Source organism: Streptomyces viridochromogenes DSM 40736 (assembly GCF_000158955.1).
GTDB classification, from domain to species: Bacteria; Actinomycetota; Actinomycetes; order Streptomycetales; family Streptomycetaceae; genus Streptomyces; species Streptomyces venetus.
The window spans coordinates 4,062,255-4,075,495 of record NZ_GG657757.1 but is presented as its reverse complement, the minus strand read 5'-3'; the positions used below and the strand labels follow the sequence as shown (position 1 = coordinate 4,075,495).

The 13,241-nt window shown below is 71.1% G+C and carries 18 protein-coding genes; 11 read left to right on the top strand and 7 right to left on the bottom strand.

Annotated features, from left to right (window positions below):
* Positions 1-2: 2 nt before the first annotated feature.
* Together SSQG_RS17845 and SSQG_RS17840 are read right to left on the bottom strand one after the other, a co-directional pair.
* A complete protein-coding gene (locus SSQG_RS17845) occupies positions 3-590 on the bottom strand; it encodes a TetR/AcrR family transcriptional regulator (protein ID WP_003991204.1) in 588 nt (195 codons plus the stop codon).
* 74 nt (positions 591-664) lie between these two features.
* Positions 665-1,186 carry a DUF2269 family protein gene (locus SSQG_RS17840; protein ID WP_003991203.1) on the bottom strand — a complete coding sequence of 174 codons (522 nt, stop codon included), beginning with the start codon at positions 1,184-1,186 and terminating at the stop codon, positions 665-667.
* Between the two features lie 110 nt (positions 1,187-1,296).
* On the opposite strand from SSQG_RS17840, the gene SSQG_RS17835 reads away from it, so the two are divergent.
* The 3 genes from SSQG_RS17835 to SSQG_RS17825 all read left to right on the top strand — a co-directional run bounded on the left by SSQG_RS17835 (position 1,297) and on the right by SSQG_RS17825 (position 2,957).
* A complete protein-coding gene (locus tag SSQG_RS17835) occupies positions 1,297-1,950 on the top strand; it encodes a class I SAM-dependent methyltransferase (RefSeq protein ID WP_003991202.1) in 654 nt (217 codons plus the stop codon).
* Between the two features lie 105 nt (positions 1,951-2,055).
* A complete protein-coding gene (locus SSQG_RS17830) occupies positions 2,056-2,604 on the top strand; it encodes a DUF6817 domain-containing protein (protein ID WP_003991201.1) in 549 nt (182 codons plus the stop codon).
* Positions 2,601-2,957, top strand: a complete 357-nt coding sequence (locus SSQG_RS17825; RefSeq protein WP_039933006.1) for a VOC family protein — start codon at positions 2,601-2,603, stop codon at positions 2,955-2,957. Before SSQG_RS17830 ends, SSQG_RS17825 begins: the two co-directional genes overlap by 4 nt.
* Before the next feature lie 20 nt (positions 2,958-2,977).
* On the opposite strand, the gene SSQG_RS17820 is transcribed toward SSQG_RS17825, so the two are convergent.
* Positions 2,978-3,274, bottom strand: a complete 297-nt coding sequence (locus tag SSQG_RS17820) for a GntR family transcriptional regulator (RefSeq protein WP_003991199.1) — start codon at positions 3,272-3,274, stop codon at positions 2,978-2,980.
* Positions 3,275-3,432: 158 nt separating this feature from the next.
* On the opposite strand from SSQG_RS17820, the gene SSQG_RS17815 reads away from it, so the two are divergent.
* The 3 genes from SSQG_RS17815 (at position 3,433) to SSQG_RS17805 (ending at position 5,304) form a co-directional block, all read left to right on the top strand.
* The gene (locus SSQG_RS17815) at positions 3,433-3,699 is read left to right on the top strand and encodes a hypothetical protein (protein WP_003991198.1); all 267 of its coding nucleotides are present in this window, start codon (positions 3,433-3,435) and stop codon (positions 3,697-3,699) included.
* Positions 3,699-4,106, top strand: coding sequence for a hypothetical protein (locus tag SSQG_RS17810; protein WP_052310297.1), 408 nt, complete (start codon positions 3,699-3,701; stop codon positions 4,104-4,106). Before SSQG_RS17815 ends, SSQG_RS17810 begins: the two co-directional genes overlap by 1 nt.
* Positions 4,107-4,431: 325 nt before the next feature.
* Positions 4,432-5,304 (top strand): universal stress protein, encoded by an 873-nt coding sequence (locus SSQG_RS17805; protein ID WP_003991196.1) that lies wholly within the window; start codon positions 4,432-4,434, stop codon positions 5,302-5,304.
* A gap of 232 nt (positions 5,305-5,536) precedes the next feature.
* Here SSQG_RS17805 and SSQG_RS17800 read toward each other — a convergent pair whose 3' ends face one another.
* The gene (locus SSQG_RS17800; protein ID WP_078506870.1) at positions 5,537-5,905 is read right to left on the bottom strand and encodes a winged helix-turn-helix transcriptional regulator; all 369 of its coding nucleotides are present in this window, start codon (positions 5,903-5,905) and stop codon (positions 5,537-5,539) included.
* Positions 5,906-6,091: 186 nt separating this feature from the next.
* Here SSQG_RS17800 and SSQG_RS43470 point away from each other — a divergent pair, with 186 nt between their 5' ends.
* The 5 genes from SSQG_RS43470 (at position 6,092) to SSQG_RS17780 (ending at position 9,161) form a co-directional block, all read left to right on the top strand.
* Positions 6,092-6,247: a hypothetical protein gene (locus SSQG_RS43470; RefSeq protein ID WP_078507034.1), complete on the top strand. Its 156-nt coding sequence runs from the start codon at positions 6,092-6,094 to the stop codon at positions 6,245-6,247.
* A 286-nt stretch (positions 6,248-6,533) separates the two neighbouring features.
* Positions 6,534-6,830, top strand: a complete 297-nt coding sequence (locus tag SSQG_RS17795) for a DUF1330 domain-containing protein (protein ID WP_003991194.1) — start codon at positions 6,534-6,536, stop codon at positions 6,828-6,830.
* Between the two features lie 437 nt (positions 6,831-7,267).
* A complete protein-coding gene (locus SSQG_RS17790; RefSeq protein WP_003991193.1) occupies positions 7,268-7,855 on the top strand; it encodes a helix-turn-helix domain-containing protein in 588 nt (195 codons plus the stop codon).
* Positions 7,856-7,942: 87 nt separating this feature from the next.
* Positions 7,943-8,713, top strand: coding sequence for a hypothetical protein (locus SSQG_RS17785; protein ID WP_003991192.1), 771 nt, complete (start codon positions 7,943-7,945; stop codon positions 8,711-8,713).
* A 115-nt stretch (positions 8,714-8,828) separates the two neighbouring features.
* Positions 8,829-9,161 (top strand): DUF2516 family protein, encoded by a 333-nt coding sequence (locus SSQG_RS17780; RefSeq protein ID WP_078507033.1) that lies wholly within the window; start codon positions 8,829-8,831, stop codon positions 9,159-9,161.
* A gap of 43 nt (positions 9,162-9,204) precedes the next feature.
* Here the strand turns inward: SSQG_RS17780 and SSQG_RS17775 are convergent, their stop codons facing one another.
* The 3 genes from SSQG_RS17775 to SSQG_RS17765 all read right to left on the bottom strand — a co-directional run bounded on the left by SSQG_RS17775 (position 9,205) and on the right by SSQG_RS17765 (position 13,045).
* On the bottom strand, positions 9,205-10,554 hold the full coding sequence (locus SSQG_RS17775; protein WP_039933004.1) for a PP2C family protein-serine/threonine phosphatase: 1,350 nt from the start codon (positions 10,552-10,554) through the stop codon (positions 9,205-9,207).
* 374 nt (positions 10,555-10,928) lie between these two features.
* Complete coding sequence (locus tag SSQG_RS17770) at positions 10,929-12,026, bottom strand: C40 family peptidase (RefSeq protein WP_003991189.1); 1,098 nt, start codon at positions 12,024-12,026, stop codon at positions 10,929-10,931.
* Positions 12,027-12,253: 227 nt separating this feature from the next.
* Entirely contained in the window at positions 12,254-13,045 is a 792-nt protein-coding gene (locus SSQG_RS17765; RefSeq protein WP_003991188.1) for a hypothetical protein, read from the bottom strand.
* Positions 13,046-13,241: the final 196 nt, after the last annotated feature.

The window sequence follows — 13,241 nt, the reverse complement described above, 5'->3', positions numbered from 1 at the left end:
TGTCAGCCTCGGGGATCGGTAGGGGCCGCGGGCCAGTTCCGCAGCAGCGTGTCGAGGGCGTCGAGGATCCGGGCCCACGTCTCCTCGGTGTCCGGGGCGCTGTGGCTGAAACCGCCGCCCAGCTCCAGGCTGACGTAGCCGTGGAAGACGCTGCCGAGCAGCCGGACCGCGTGGGTCTGGTCCGGTTCCGTCAGGTCGTAGCCGCGCAGCAGCGCCCGGGTCATCCGCGCGTGCCGGACACCGGCGCTCGCGGCGGCGGTCTGCGGGTCGAGCCGCAGTTGGGCCGCGGCGTAGCGGCCGGGGTGTTCCCGGGCGTAGTCGCGGTAGACGTTCGCGAGCGCGGCCAGGGCGTCCTTCCCGGCCCGTCCGGCCAGGGCCTCGGCGGCCCGGTCGGCCATTTCGGCGAGGGCGAGCAGGGCGATGCGGGTCCTGAGGTCCTGGGAGTTCTTCACGTGCGAGTACAGGCTCGCGACCTTGACGTCGAACCGGCGGGCCAGCGCCGAGACGGTGACCTGGTCGAAGCCGACCTCGTCGGCGAGCTCGGCGCCCGCCTCGGTCAGACGATCCGGCGTGAGTCCTACGCGTGCCATAAGGGTCCTCCCTCTTGCCTGAAGGGAGTGTGCATCTTCCTAAAGCTTTTAGGCAAGTGGCTTACTCAGACACCTCAGACGCTCTCGGGTGCCCGTCGTGCGGACGCCCGCAGGCGCCTCCCTCTCCGGGTCAGCCCCCAGGGCTTGAGGACGGAGATCACGGTCATGAAGGTGTAGGCCGACAGTGAGACGCTCGGTCCCATCAGCACCTCGTGGGTCTCGGGCAGCGGTCCGCCCGCGGCGACCGCGGAGTTCACGGCGGGGCGCAGGACGAACGCCGTGGCGGCCGTCGTGGCGAGGGTCAGCCAGAACTTCGTGTACACCCAGCGGTACCGCGCGAGCCCCCAGGGCGTGCCCAGCGACAGGACCAGCCCGCTGGCGAGCGTGAGGAACGCGACGGGAAGCAGCAGCCAGTCGGCGAAAAGCTTCATGGCCCGCGCGGAGGCCTCCACGGTCACGGCGGACCCGGTGACGGCCGCGGTGATCCCGAGCGCGAGCAGCCCGAGCGTGAGCCCGAGCCAGCTCGCGGAGGCGGTGACGTGGACGACGAGAAGGGCCCGGCGGACGGGGCGGCTCAGCTTCGGGTTCGGCTTCACGCTGTCACCGTGCCGGGGGAGGGGTGGTGCCGGCGTCTTACGGCGGGAGTAAACCGGCGTACCGGCGTCGGAGTACGAGGTGTGTCAGTGCTCTCGCCTAGCTTCATGGCATGACCGAGCCCTCCCACGTCACCGCCGCCCGCGAGTCCTACGACACCGTCGCCGCCGACTACGCCCGACTCGTCAAGGAGCCGGCCGAGCTGGACCCGGTGTCCCGCGCGATGCTGGCGACCTTCGCCGAGCTGGTACGGCCCCCTCACCCGGGGCCGGTCGCCGACCTGGGCTGCGGTCCGGGCAAGGTGACGGCCCACCTGGCCGCCCTGGGAGTGCCGGTGTTCGGCGTGGACGTCTCACCGAGGATGGTCGAGCTGGCGCGGACGGCGTACCCGGAGCTCCGTTTCGCTGTCGGCTCGATGACCGCGCTGGACATCGGCTCCGGCGAACTCGGCGGCATCCTGGCGTACTACGCCACCCACCACACCCCACCGCAGTGGCTGCCGACCGTGTTCGCGGAGTTCCACCGCACCCTCGCCCCCGGCGGCGTGCTGATGCTGGCAGGCCACGTGGGCGACGACGAACACCTGCGCCCGACCCACGCCTACGGCGGCCACCCGGTGTCCTACGAGTGGTACCTCCTGCCTCCGGACCGGATCGCCGAACTCCTCCACGGGGCCGGGCTGGTCGTCACCGCGCGCACGGTGCAGGAGCCCGAGGAGGGGGCCAGACGGCAGACGGGCACGTTCCTGGCGTACAAACCGCGGTAGGCCCGGACCGATTGCTGGCGTCGCGGGTCAAATCGATGGCCAGCCGGGTCCGTTCACCGATTTGATCGGTGCCGAGCCCTGGAACTGCTGGAAGGACACCACCCTGTGCCCGTTGCCCCCGCGGCCTCCGGCCCTGCTGTCGCGCTCCTGCACGAACTCGGCGCGGCGGACCTCGCCCACCCGGGCGGCACCCTCATCGCCCACCTTCAGCGCGTCCAAGGGCAACTCGCCGCCTGGGACGCCCGCCCGGCCCTCCAACTCGCGGGCCTGTGCCACGCGTTCTACGGAACCGACGGTTTCCCCGAGGCCCTGCTGCCCCTGGACCGCCGTAGCGAACTCACGGCGGTGGTCGGCGCCGAGGCCGAAGCGCTGGTGTACCTGTACTCCTCCTGCGATCGCGGGGCCACCTATCCGACGCTCGCCGACCCCGACGGGCCCTTCCACGACCGGTTCACCGGCCTGAGCCACACCCCGGAGCCGCAGTCACGGCGGGACTTCGCCGAGCTCTCCGCCGCCAACGAACTCGACCTCGCCCGCATCGACCCCGCCTTCCGCGACCGATGGGGCCCCGAACTCCTCACCCTCTTCACCCGCATCCGCCCCCTGCTGAGCCCACCTGCCTGGTCGGACTGTCAGGAGGTGCTCGCGGGATGAAGTTGAGCGCGATCACCCTGGACTGCGCCGACCCGCTGGCGCTCGCGGCGTTCTACCAGCAGGCCACCGGCCTGGACCTGCATCCGAAGTCGAACGCCGAGTTCGCCTCTCTGGGCAGCGAGGGCGACATCTCCATCGGCTTCCAGCGCGTCGACGACTACCGCGCACCGAGCTGGCCCGACCAGGAGGTGCCTCAGCAGCTGCACTGTTGTTTCAGGGTCGCGGACCTGGCGGAGGCCGAGGCACGGCTGGTGGAGCTGGGCGCGGGCAGACCGGAGTACCAGCCGAACGCGGGCAGGTGGCGGGTGCTCACGGACCCGGCGGGGCATCCGTTCTGCATCGTCGGGGGCTGAACGACGACGCGCGGCCCCTCTCAGGCGTTCGGTTCGCCCTCCTCGGGTGCGTCGCCGGCCCGCTGTTCGACGACGAAGGAACCCTTGCCTCGCACAGTGACGATCAGGCCGCGCTCGCGCAGTTCCTGTGCGGCCCGCCGCGCGGTGAGTCGTGCCACGCCGTATTCGTCGGCGAGGTGGTTCTCGGAGGGGATGGGCCTGTCTGGGGCCAGCTCCCCGGACGCGATCTTCCCGGCGATGACGTCGGCCAACTGCACGTAGAGCGGCCTGGCGCTCATAGGGTCCAGTGAGGTCTTCGGCGCTTCGGTATCGCTCATACGTCCAACGTAGAGCGGTAGCGACCTCCTCGATCGTGTGGATCCCTCTGTACTTGTATATAGAGGGCTGCATCCCGGTGTAGCGTCGAAGACGGAAAACCCCGGCGAGGTGGCTAGACCTCCCGGGGCACGGCCAACGCTGCTCAAGGAGCGTCGACATGCACGACCTTATCCCCCGCGCCCTCGAATGGCTGCGCCTTCTCTTCGCCCCGGGGACCGGCAAACGACGCCGCTGCCTCCGCTGCTCCCCACACCTCCGCCTCACCCCCGTACGTCCCGTCTCCCAGCCTGAGCCCTCACACCTCCCACGACACCGCTCCCCCTACGGCCTCCCCACCCACCTCGACGGCACCGCTTCCGCCCTCGTCCGCCCCTATCTCGCCGCCCACGAAGCACTCGTCGGCGACCAGAAGGCGGCTGCCTGATGGAACACGTGGACGGCCCTGCTCACGACACACTCACCCCCCGGCTCCTGCCCTGGCTCTCCCCGGAAGGCAAGCCCTGCTACCTGAGCACCGGGAACGGCGGCGGTTACCTCTCCCGTCTGGCTGACGAACTGGAGGACCTCCAGCTGACCACCGGGACCGACGTGCTCGGTCTGGCCCGCAGGGTGCTGGAGGACCCCGAGTCGCCCTGCACCGAGGTCCGCTACGCCGGCCTCCGTCTCGCCGAGTGCCTGACCGACGCCCTGCGCGTCGCAGAGTCCCGCGGCATGCGCCTGCCCGCGCCGGGCACCGAGGACACTGCGGGTGGCGAAGGCGCCCGAGGGCAACTCACGCGCAACGCAGGGAGCGGGGCCCTATCTCCTCGGACGTGCGCGCAGAGGCAATGAGTCGTCGTCGAAGACCCTCCGGAGGATGGCGAGCCGACGATGCTGCTGCAAGGTTCCGGGTCCTGGCTGATGGCCGTGGGCGGCAGATCGAGGCGGGGCATCCGGCCGGTGGTCCACAGCGTGCGGCGGCGGACGGCAGCCATGCCCCACCGTTCCGGTCTCCTCTCGTGTCCTGTCCTAGGTCCACATGCGCGCCGCAGGGGATTGGTGTAGTTCTCGAAGGGAGAGAAAGCACCACACTCGGCCCGCCGGCGACGTCCGCGCGGCTCGCCCCCGGACTCGTTCACCGTCATGTCCAGCTTCGTACGAGACGGAGGCCGCCGCCATGCAACCAGTCGTCACCGTGGGCCTCGACGGCTCACCGGAGAGCCTCACCGCCGCCCGCTGGGCCGCCGACGAGGCCGAGAAGCGCAAGCTCAGCCTGCGGCTGCTGCACGCGTGGCCGATGCTGGTGCCGGAACCGGCCCGCGGGCCCTCCGAAGTCGACCAGAACTACTGGGCGAAGCGTCTGGTCCACACCGCGCAGTCGGAGCTGCAGACACGCCATCCGGGTCTGACGGTCGTGGGCAGCCTGGTCGCCGAGGACGCCCGGGAGGCCCTGCTGCGGGCGGCATCGGATTCCGAGATGCTCGTGCTCGGCTCCCGGAGGCTGGAGACCTTCTCGAGCTACTTCCTGGGCGACGTCAGCCTCCCGGTCCTGGCACGCGCCGACCGGCCCGTCGTCGTGGTCCGCACGGCCCCGGGAAAGGAGCACCCGCCTCCGGCGACCGCGAGCCGCGTGGTCGTGGCGGTGGAACCGCGCGGGTCCAGCGACGAGTTGCTCGACTTCGCCTTCCACACCGCCGCCGCGCGGGGCGTTCCCCTGCTGGCCGTCCTCGGCCGCAGCGTGCCGCTCCACGCGCGCACCCCCTGGGGTGTGGACCACGACGCCACCGAGGAGATGACGAGGAACGGCCACAAGGAACTGGGCAAGGCGCTCCGCCCCTGGCAGGAGAAGTACCCGGGGGTGGAGGTGTCCGACAGTGTCCGTCTCACGAGCCCGGCCAAGGCCGTCGTGCAGGCCACCGAGGACGCCGGGCTGCTGGTCGTCGGCCGGCGCGTGCACCGGCACCCGCACACGGGACCGCTGCTGAGCCACGTCGCCCACGCCGTCCTCCACCACGGACGCTGCCCCGTGGCCGTCGTCCCCCATGCCTGAGTCCGACTCTCCGCCCCTCATAACCCGCCGCACCGTACCGCCATGATCAGCAGGTCGTATGGCCTTGCGGGTAGGGGGCCCGGGCGATGCGTTCGGCTGCTTGGGAGGCGCCCATGCTCAGCCGCTTTCCGACTGGCCGGTGAGCCGTCTCCGGCGTGACACCGGAAGCGAGACCAGCTCGTTGGTGACCAGCTTCGGGGCCTTGGCGCCGGGGATCAGCACCGCACCGGCGTCAGTCCGCGGAGTCCCTCTCCGGCGTCCCATCGCCCACGGTGTCCGGATGTGAGACGCGGCTGGCGGACCGGTCGTCGGTGCGGTCCGCCCCTTGCGGGTCGATCGTGGCCGCCCAGCGTTCCGCCCAGTGGGCGAGGGGGTTCAGGGCGTGGCGCGCCTCCTGTCCCAGCGGGGTGAGCTCGTAGCGGCTGTCGGGTAGTTGGTGAATCACCTGGGCATCCAGCAGTTCGGTCAGGCGCTGCCGCATCACGCTGGAGGACATGTCGTCGCACCGCTTCTGCAAGGGGCGGAATCCAAGCGGACCCGCGCGAAGCTCCCACAGGATGCGCAGACTCCACCGCCGCCCGAACAGATCGAGTGCGGCCATGAGGGGGCGGCCGGTGGTCGAGCCGCGAACAGGACTGCCAGGTCTGGGTGTTGCCATGTCGCGATGTCCAGCTCTCCAGGGTTGTTGCTTCGAATTCCGACACGCTAGCATCGGTGACCGCTTCGGAAATCGAAACGGAGGGGGCTGTTGTGGCACCTGCCCTGACGACCTGGGTGAGAGGCGTTCCTGAGAGCCCGCGCCGACGGAGGCGAGTACGCGGTCACCGCCGGCGGCGGCCACAACCACCGCCTCGAACTCGCGGCGATGGTCCTGCTCAAGGAGAACCACATCGCCGCGGCCGGCGGGGTGACCGCCGCGATCGAGGTCCAACTGCTCCGGTGAGAGCCCGGCCAGTTCTGGCGGCATCTGTGGCAGGGGCTCAGGGTTGATGGCCGATCACGCCGTACTGGTGCGACTCCTCCCTACTAGTCGCTCCTCTTCGTTCCAGTTCCGCCGCCGCCCTTCCGGCGAGGCCGGTCATCGACTCGACCGGCTCCGACCACAGCCCCAGCCGGTTGATCGAAGCCGTCCGACTTCGACGCCGTCTCCGTCGGCTCGCTGACCCACAGCGCGCCGGCGATGGATCTGAGTATTTATCTGGTGATCAGTTCCGAACACAGGAGGAACCGTGGCCAAGGGCTACTGGGTCAGCGTCTACCCCACCATCACAGACCCTGAGGGGCTTGATGTCTACAACGCACTGGCCGGTCTGGCCGTCAAGGCCGCAGGCGGGCGGGTGCTCGCCAGCATCGGCAGCCGGGTCGTCGCACACGAAGCCGGAATCGCCGAGCGCGTTGTCCTGATCGAGTTCGACAGCTTCGAACAGGCGGTCGCCGCATACGAGAGTGCGGCCTATCAGAAGGCGCTGGCCGAACTCCCCGACGGCTTCGAGCGCGACTTCCGCATCATCGAAAGCCTCGACTGACGACCGATGCCGCGTCAGGGAGGAACACGATGCCGACTGCGGAGACCACCCCGGCTCGTCAGCGCACCGAACCGTCGCGAAAAGTGCGGACTCGATGAGCGCGGCCTAGTGGGCGATCTTGTTGCGGCGATCGCCGGCGCAGACCGCGCGACCGCACACGGCTACTTCGACGACTTCACCCTCCGCCGACTGCCGCCGCGCTCGCCACGGCCCGGACGCCTGCTTGCGGCCGACGCGCCACCGACAACGTCGTTTCTCGGCGACTCGCGGAGGCCGGTCCCAAAACACCTGCACCAGGAGGCCGCACGCGGATGACGACAGTTGTCGTGCAAATACGACACCTATCGTGCTCAGGCTCACTCGGCCGCACGGGTGGTGTGGCGCACTATTGCAAGCAGGTGCTTGCAATAGTTAGCGGGGTGGTGCACTGTGGAGCCATGGCAACCCTGAACGTCGGCAATCTCGGTGACTACCTGCGCGAGCAGCGGCGCAACGCGCAGCTGTCGCTGCGGCAGCTCGCCGACGCCGCGGGGGTGTCCAATCCGTACCTGAGCCAGATCGAGCGCGGGCTGCGCAAGCCGAGCGCGGAGGTGTTGCAGCAGGTCGCCAAGGCCCTGCGGATCTCCGCCGAGACGTTGTACGTCCGGGCCGGCATCCTCGACGCCGAGCGGGACCGGGACGAGGTCGAGACGCGTGCCGTGATACTCGCGGACCCGACGCTGAACGAGCGGCAGAAGCAGGTGCTGCTCCAGATCTACGAGTCCTTCCGCAAGGAGAACGGGTTCGGGACGGAGGATGGGGACGCGGACGTGGTCGTCGAGATGGCCGCTCCGGAGAGAGTCCTCGGCAGTGCGACCGGCGGTGCCGCCGGTGCCGGTGCCGAGATACGTCCGACCCTCGCGGCCGACGACGACGCCCGACCGGCCCGTCGTTCCCGTAGCACCGACGGCGGTACGTCCGCCACCCGCCGCACCCGCAAGGACAGCGGCCGCAGTGACACCGACCCGCAGCAGACGGCCGGCTGAGCCGGACCAGGGCACCGGCCGCCCGCTGCGGATCACACCACCCTCAGCCGAACTCTCAAGCGAACAGAATCCGGGAGGACCATCACCATGGCCATCACCGACGACCTGCGCAAGACCCTCAGCGACCCGACCCCGCTCTACTTCGCCGCAGGCACCGCCGACCTCGCCCTCCAGCAGGCCAAGAAGGTCCCGGCCCTGGTGGAGCAGCTGCGCAACGAGGCCCCGGCGCGGTTCGAGGCCGTGCGCAACACCGACACCAAGGCCGTCCAGGAGAAGGCGTCCGCCCGGGCCAAGGAAGCTTCCGCCCGCGTCCGCGAGACGCAGGAGACGCTCCAGAACAAGGTCACCGGATTCCTCGGGTCCCTCGACACCGACATCAAGAAGCTCGGCAGCAACCTCGACGCGGACCTGAAGAAGTTCGGCGAGAGCGCCCAGGACTTCGCGCTGCGCGGGGTCGGCGTGGCCGCCGAGTACGCCGTCAAGGCGCGGGAGACCTACGAGAAGGTCGCCGAGCACGGTGAGCAGGCGGTACGCACCTGGCGCGGCGAGGCCGCCGAGAGCATCGAGGACGTCGCCGAGGGCGTCGAGGAGCTGGCCGTGGCCGTCGAGCCGAAGGCCAAGCCGAAGCCCCAGCCGGTCGAGGTCAAGACCGAGCCGGCGAAGCCCGCCGGTACCTCCGCCGCCACGGCGAAGACGGCGCCCGCCAAGCCGGCCCCCGCCAAGAAGGCCCCGCCGGCGCGCAAGCCCACCAACGACAGGACCACGGCCACGAACGACAAGACCACGGCCCCCAGCGGCAAGACCACCGCGACCAACGGCAAGACCACCGCCAAGAAGACCACCCCGCCGGCCAAGTAGGACGGCGGAAGGCGGAGAGCGGCCATCGGGCCGGGCACCCTGGGGGTGCCCGGCCCGTTGTACGGGTACGGTGACCGCGTAGGACGAGCCGAGTCAGGTGGTGGACGTTGTGCTGATGCAGGGCTTCGCAGGGTTGATGTGGCTTCTGAGCATGGCCCTGATCGTTTTCAGTGGCTTCGCGTTGATCGACGCCGCTGTGCGCAGGGAGGACGCCTACCGGGCGGCCGACAAGAAGACCAAACCGTTCTGGCTGATCGTCCTCGGGATCGCCTTCGTGGTGAACCTGCTCTTCCCGATCCTGTCGTTCCTGCCGATCATCGGACTCATCGCGACGATCGTGTACATGGTCGACGTACGCCCCGCCATCCGCGCGCTCCCGGGCGGTGGCCGCAGCCACCGCGGCTCCAGCAGCGACGGTCCGTACGGGCCCTGGAACGGCGGCCGGTAACAGCCCCCTCAGGTCCGAGGGAGCCCCCTCAGGTACGAGGGAGCTAGGGCACCCGGTCCAGCAGCAGTACCGCCACGTCGTCCGTCAGCTCGCCACCGTTGAGGTCGCGCACCTCGTTCACCGCCGCCCGCAGCAGCGCCTCGCCCCGCAGCCCCTCAGCGAGCTGGCGGCGGACCATCTCCGTCATGCCGTCCTGGCCGAGCCGTTCCCGGCCCCGGCCGATATGGCCCTCGATCAGGCCGTCGGTGTAGAGCATCAGGCTCCATTCGGCGCCCAGCTCCACCTGCATCCGCGGCCAGCGCGCGCCCGGCAGCAGCCCGAGGGCCGGGCCGTTGTTGTCGTACGGCAGCAGGCGGGCCGGTTTGCCCGGGCGCGCCAGCAGCGGCGACGGGTGCCCGGCCAGGCACAGGCCGGCGCGGCGGCCGTCCGGCGCGATGTCCACCGTGCACAGGGTCGCGAAGATCTCGTCGTCGGCACGCTCGTGCTCCAGCACCTGCTGGAGCGTGTTCAGCAGCTCGTCGCCGCACAGGCCCGCCAGCGTCAGCGCGCGCCAGGCGATCCGCAGCTCCACACCGAGCGCGGCCTCGTCCGGGCCGTGACCGCAGACGTCACCGATCATGGCGTGCACGGTGCCGTCCGGCGTGCGCACGACGTCGTAGAAGTCGCCGCCGAGCAGGGCGCGCGAGCGGCCCGGGCGGTAGCGGGCGGCGAACCGGAGCGGGGAGCCGTCCAGCAGCGGCGTCGGCAGCAGACCGCGCTCCAGACGACGGTTCTCCTGGGCCCGCAGCCGGCCCTCGGCAAGCCGCCGCTCGGCCGACTCGGAGCGCTTGCGCTCGACGGCGTAGCGGATCGCGCGGCTCAGCAGCCGGCCGTCCAGCTCGTCGCGGAAGAGGTAGTCCTGGGCACCCACGCGCACCGCCTCCGCGCCGCGCTCGGCGTCGCCCGACGCGGTCAGTGCGAGGACGGCGTGCCGGGGCGCGATCTCCAGCACGTGCCTGAGCACGGCGAGCTCGTCGTCGGTGTCGCCTCGGCCCGGCGCCGGCAGTGCGAGGTCCAGCAGGATGCAGTGGACGTCGTCGGTCAGCAGCCGCCCGGCCTCGGTCAGGTTGCGGGCCGTGCGGACGCGGATCGGCTTGCCTGCCTGGTCCAGCATGTCCGGCACGATCGGCGAACCGGCCGGGTCGTCCTCGATCAGCAGCAGCGTCAGGTTGGTGTGGGTGGTGGTGCTCTCCACCTTCTCCGTGGTGTTCCCGGCGTTGTCCGGGGTGCGCGGGGCCGCTGCCGAGGCGTCCGTCACGGAGTCCTCGGCCGGGCGGCCGCACGGGGACGCGGCCTGCGCCTGACCACTCTCCACGGCCGGGATCGCTCTCTGCCGCGGTATGGGTACGGGCATCGTCTTGGGTTCCTTCCCTCCCCCCGAGGGCACGGTGGGGCGAGGGACCTCGACCCACCGACGGGGACCATAGCGGGTGTCGGCGCCGCATTGGAATGGTGTGAGCCACGCCGCCGCGCCACCGGCCAGCGTCATATGCCGCGATATGTGCAGCAGTTGGACAGGGCCGGGATGCCGCGGGGATGACGAACGTCACGCCCGCGCATGGTTGGGCCGGGGGTGCGGGGTGGGGCGGGTCACGTGCTCCAGGTCACCGGCCGGTTCGCCGCGCGCGGGTGCCGCGACGCGTTGTCCGATATCCGGTGTCCGCTCGTCGTATCCGGTGACCGCTCGTCGTATCCGGTGTCCGCGCGGCCGGTGCGGGCGGCACGGGCTCAGTCGGAGTCGGCGGCGTCGGCGCCGGTGTCCGGCCGTACCACCCCGAGGATGGGCATCGACCCGGCCCCCGCGATCGTCACCGTACGCCCGGGCCGGGGGGCGTGCACGATCGCCCCGTCGCCGACGTACATCGCGACATGGCTGGCGTCGTCGAAGTAGATGATGAGGTCGCCCGGGCGCATGTCCCGGACGTCGATGTGCCGCAGTTGCTTCCACTGCTCCTGCGAGGTGCGCGGGATGCCGCGGCCCGCGGAGATCCAGGCCTGTGAGGTCAGCCCGGAGCAGTCGTACGTCCTCGGGCCCTCGGCGCCCCACTGGTACGGCTTGCCGATCTGGGCCGTGGCGTACGCGACGGCCTTCTTGCCCTGCTCGGACGCCTTGCCGCTGATGTCCTTGAGGATGCCGGAGCCGAGCCAGGCGGTCTGTGCCTTGTCGGCGGCCTCCTTCTCCAGCTCGACGAGGCGCTTCTGTTCCTCCTTCTGAAGCGCGGACTCGAGCTTCTCGGCCTGCGCGATCTGCTTCTCGATCTTCTTCTGCGCGGCGGCCTTGGTCTTGCGGCCCGACTCCAGCTTCTTCCACTGCGCGGAGGCGTCCTTCGCGTACTGCTCCAAGTCCTCCTGCGTCCGGGTCAGTTCGCCGAGCAGTCCCTTGGTCGCGTGCTGGCCCTGGCGGACCCGGCCCACCCCTTCGAGGAACTCCTGCGGATCGTCGCTCAGCATCAGGTGGGCCTCGGGCGGCAGTCCGCCGCCGCGGTACTGGGAGGCGGCCGCGGCCCCCGCCCGTTCCTTCAACTCGTCCAGCCGCTCCTGGCCCTTGACGATCTTCTTGGCCAGTTTGACGATCTCGGCGGACTGTTTGTCGGCCTTCTCCTCGGCGGCGTTGTACTCGTCGGTGGCGCGGGCCGCCGCGCGGTAGAGCGTGTCGAGCTTCTGGCGTACGGCCTCGAGATCCTTGCTGGGAGCGAGCGGCGGGCTCGCGCTCGGCGTCGGTGTGGGGCTCGGGCTGGCGAACGCCGTGCCCGGAGCCGCCAGCACGGTGATCGCGCAGACCACCGTCACGGCCGTCGCGATCAGACCCCGCTTGCCCCTGCCCATACGTCAGCCCCCAGCTGATTAACCGTCAGTAACATCCGGCCGCTTGGGGATGCTGCCATGTCGGCCCGCGAAACGACAGGGGTAGTGCTTCCCGCCGTTCCCTCCCAGGTATGCCTCCGGCATGACGATCTCCCCGCCTGTGTGACGAACAACTCAAAGAGATCGTTCCCGGCGGCCCGTGTCGACCGGCCACGCCGAGGAGGTCAGCCGGTCGGCCGGTCGGCATGTCAGCCCCGTGGCGCCAACGCCGTCCACCGCACCGTCACTTCGCCCTGCCGCCACCGCGCCGGCCCGTCCACCACCGGCCAGTCCGCCGTCAGGTCCCGTACCGCACGGATCCAGCGCTGGCGGGCGCCGTAGGAGGCGTAGGGCGCGGCGGCGGCCCAGGCGCGGTCGAAGTCGCGCAGGAACGCGTGCACCGGTTCGCCCGGGACATTGCGGTGGATGAGCGCCTTGGGCAGGCGTTCGGCCAGGTCCGAGGGGCGTTCCAGGGAGCCGAGCCGGGTCGCGAAGGTGACCGTGCGCGGGCCCTCCGGGCCGAGCGCGACCCAGACGTGCCGGCGCCCGATCTCGTCGCAGGTGCCTTCGACCAGCAGCCCGCCGCGCGCACCGGTCGCCGGATCGGCCGGCGCGAGCCGGGCGCACAGCCGCTCCCACACGGCCGCGACCTCGCCCTCCTCGTACTGCCGCAGCACGTTCGCCGCCCGGACGAGCAGGGGGCGCTGCGGGATCGGGATCTCGAACCCGCCGTGCCGGAAGACGAGCCCCGCCCGCTCGTACGGCAGTGCCGCCGCGACCCGGGCCGGCTCGATCTCGACGCCCACCACGCGCGCGCGGGGGGCGACCGTACGGAGGCGGTGCAGCAGTTCGACGGCCGTCCAGGGGGCGGCGCCGTACCCGAGGTCGACCGTCACCGGGTCGGCGGCACGGCGCAGCTCCGCGCCGTGCGTGGCCGCGATCCAGCGGTCCATACGACGCAGCCGGTTGGGGTTGGTCGTCCCGCGCGTCACCGTTCCCACGACCGGGGTCCCCGCGCCCGGGCGAAGCCGGGAGTGGGGGCGGGGCGCTGCGCGGGATGTCATGCGTACGAGGGTAAGCGGCACCTGAGCCCAGGCTCCCAGCTCCCGGCTTCGGCCCCCGGCTCCCGGTTTCGGCCCCCGGCTTCGGCCCCCGGCCCCGGCTCCCGGCTTCGGCCCCCGGCTCCCGGTTTCGGCC